Origin of the sequence: uncultured Algoriphagus sp. (assembly GCF_963974835.1) — a bacterium.
Taxonomy (GTDB): Bacteria; Bacteroidota; Bacteroidia; order Cytophagales; family Cyclobacteriaceae; genus Algoriphagus.
On sequence record NZ_CAXBET010000033.1, the window covers coordinates 1 to 3,379 of the forward strand.

General features: G+C 37.0%; 2 protein-coding genes and 1 tRNA gene. All 3 read left to right on the forward strand.

All coding sequences use genetic code 11. From position 1 onward, the window contains the following. Positions 1-70: 70 nt before the first annotated feature. Positions 71-155 (forward strand) — tRNA-Leu (locus tag AACZ73_RS23035). 609 nt (positions 156-764) lie between these two features. After that, entirely contained in the window at positions 765-1,091 is a 327-nt protein-coding gene (locus tag AACZ73_RS23040; protein ID WP_225573949.1) for a DUF6660 family protein, read from the forward strand. A 138-nt stretch (positions 1,092-1,229) separates the two neighbouring features. After that, positions 1,230-3,379 (forward strand): CusA/CzcA family heavy metal efflux RND transporter (locus tag AACZ73_RS23045; protein WP_339881432.1); only part of this gene is annotated, 2,150 nt, incomplete at its 3' end.

Here is a 3,379-nt window from a genome sequence, read left to right on the forward strand (position 1 = left end):
GAGCGCCACCTTGCCAAGGTGGAGGTCGCGGGTTCGAATCCCGTTTTTCGCTCATACATAAAATTACCACGCTCGGGTGGTGGAATTGGTAGACACGTTGGACTTAAAATCCAATGGACAATGTGTCCGTACGGGTTCAAGTCCCGTCCCGAGTACTTAAAGCCTTGTTAATCATCTGATTTTCAAGGCTTTTTTGTTTTATTCGTGATAGTTTCCCGACATCTTCCCGACATTTCATAATTTCCTTAGACTATAATTTTCTTTAAGGTTGTTTGGGGTATTTTGCTAAATTCCTGAAAACATCAAATTGTACCTAAGTCAAATAAGAGTAATAAAAACTTTGCTAATAAAAAATTTAAATTAAAACTAAGAGATCTCATAACCCGAAGGTCACTGGTTCGAGTCCAGTTCCCGCTACTAGCAATGACAAGGCTTTACAGAAATGTAAGGCCTTTTTTTATGGACTGGGTACAACATAGGTACAACATTTTTGGAAAGCCAAATTTGAATAGAAAATAATGTTAATTAACATTATTTGGGGATATTTCCTATCTCATTCGAAGTGTAACTTAGTAATTTGAAGGATTTGTATAATTCTCTATTTCATTAAATAGCTTATTAAAAAACAATGTTCTAATTCTTCAGTATAAGATCTTGGTAATTTTTTAATTGAAATTATTATCAAATTATGTGATAAACCTTTTGAAATCTGTTCCTATTCTTTTTGCACAATCTGTGCATTGATTTTTTTTTATCTTTGTAGTGTGAAAATTATCGCTGTCATATTATCTCTATATATATTCGGGCTTAACTTATTAGCCTGTAATGATAGTGACACTTCACAAGTGATTTCTGATTCAGAAGTAACAGTGGTTGCTACGCAGAATTTAGATATCGACTATTCACATGATAAAGTAGCAGATTTATGCCCTCCTTTTTGTAGTTGCCATTGCTGCCATGTGCATACAGTAGATTTCGGTTCTTCAAATTTCAAGGCTTTGATTATTGAAATTCCATCAAAAGCCTTTGTCCATTTTGACAGCTCAGTGGAAGAACCTATTCTTTCCTTTTTAGATCCTCCAAAAGTTTAATTCAGTTTTTTTAAAGGATAATTATATCCTTTTTTGACCAAATCCTGGTTCTCATACTAGATCCTTGGTCCTATTGATAGATTTTGTTAGGCACAAAATTATTATCAAGAATTTTAACTGAATTAAATTTTTATTTATATGATTAATAAGATAATCGCATTTTCCATTAATAATAAATTTATTATTGGACTACTTACCTTAGCGCTGATAGGGACGGGTATTTGGTCCATGATGACCGTCAACCTGGGATCGGTGCCAGATATTACTAACAATCAGGTTCAGGTGATCACCCAGTCGCCAAATCTTGCCACAGAAGATATTGAACAATTTGTAACCTATCCCGTAGAACTTTCGATGGGTAATTTACCTGGAGTTACAGAGATTCGCTCTATTTCACGGTTTGGACTTTCGGTAGTTACTATTGTTTTTAAAGATGATATGGGAACTTATCTCCCTCGTCAACTAGTACAGGAAAAACTTAATGAATTGGGAGAAACCATTCCCGATAAATTTGGAAGTCCTGCTATGGGACCTATTTCAACCGGATTGGGTCAAATTTATGAGTATACCATAAAGCCAAAGGAGGGATACGAAACTGAATATTCTCCCATGGAACTACGAACTATTCAGGACTGGATAATCAAGCGACAACTTACCTTGCTGGAAGGTGTGGTGGAAGTAAATTCTTTTGGAGGCTCCATAAAACAATATGAGGTAGCAATCAATCCTGAGAAATTAAACAGTATGGGTATAAGTATCTCTGAGGTTTATGAGGCGCTGGCCCGAAACAATGTGAATACCGGTGGAGCTTATATTGAGAAAAATAAAATGTCAAATTTTATTAGAGGTGAAGGTTTAATCCGTTCACTGGAGGATATAAGGAAAATTGCTATTACTACCGAAAATTCTATTCCGATAACTATTGGAGATGTTGCGGAAGATGTTCAGTTTGGAAATCAGGTACGCTACGGAGCTTTCACTCAAGACGGAGAGGAAGCCGTAGGCGGGATAATAATGATGTTAAAAGGCGCCAATCCCAATGCCGTAATTCAGGATGTTAAAGATAGGATGGCAGAAGTTGAAAAGTCACTTCCTGAAGGTTTGACCATAGAGCCAATTATTGATCGGAGTGAATTAATAGCACGAACAACCGATACTGTTAAAACAAATTTACTGGAAGGTGCATTGATAGTGATTTTTGCCCTGGTATTGTTATTAGGTAGTCTAAGAGGTGGACTTATTACTGCTACCACTATTCCCTTATCACTGCTTTTTGCTTTTATTTTAATGAAACAATTCAATGTCTGGGCCAATCTAATGAGTTTGGGCGCTATTGACTTTGGAATCATTATAGACGGTGCAGTGATTATCATCGAGGGAACCGTGTATGAAATACAAAAACGGATAAGATCTGGCAAGGTGAAATTCAATCAGGCTAAAATGGATGAAGTAGCCTATGATGCTGGGAGCACGATGATGAGTTCCGCATTTTTTGGACAGATTATAATTCTTATTGTATTCACGCCTATACTTTTTCTTACGGGGGTAGAAGGTAAAATGTTTAAGCCGATGGCGTACACTTTCGGTTTTGCCATGATAGGTGCTATTTTCTTATGCCTTACCTATGTCCCTATGATGTCTGCCCTATTTATGAAACCCATTCAGAATAAAAAGAACTGGTTTGGAAGGTTTGAACGCTGGCTGGAAAGGATAAGTGATAAGATAATTGGTGGAATACAAAGGGTATATATGCCTTTACTGAAAGGGGCATTAAAACTGAAGCTCATTGTTGTAGGTGCTGCTGCTGTTCTACTTGTATTAGCCGGTTTCCTTTTTTCCAGAATGGGAGGAGAATTTGTGCCTCAACTGGATGAAGGGGATATTGCAATGCAGGCTTTAATCAGACCAGGAAGTTCATTAACAGAGTCTATTGAAGTTTCCAAAAAAATAGAAAATATCCTTCTAGAAAATTTTCCTGAAATTAAAACAGCAACAGCAAGAATTGGAGTAGCGGACATCCCAACAGATCCAATGCCGATGGATATCGCAGATATGTACCTGATTCTTGAAAAAGATAAGGATAATTGGACAACCGCTGAAACTAAAGAAGGACTTATAGCGCAAATCAAGGAAAAACTCAATAAAGAACTTACTGGGGTAAACCTTGTGTTTACGCAACCTGTAGAATTAAGGTTCAACGAATTATTAGAGGGGGTTAGAGAAGATATTGCGGTTAAACTATATGGAGAGGACCTGGGGGTGTTGTCGGAAAAGGTACAGGAAATGGC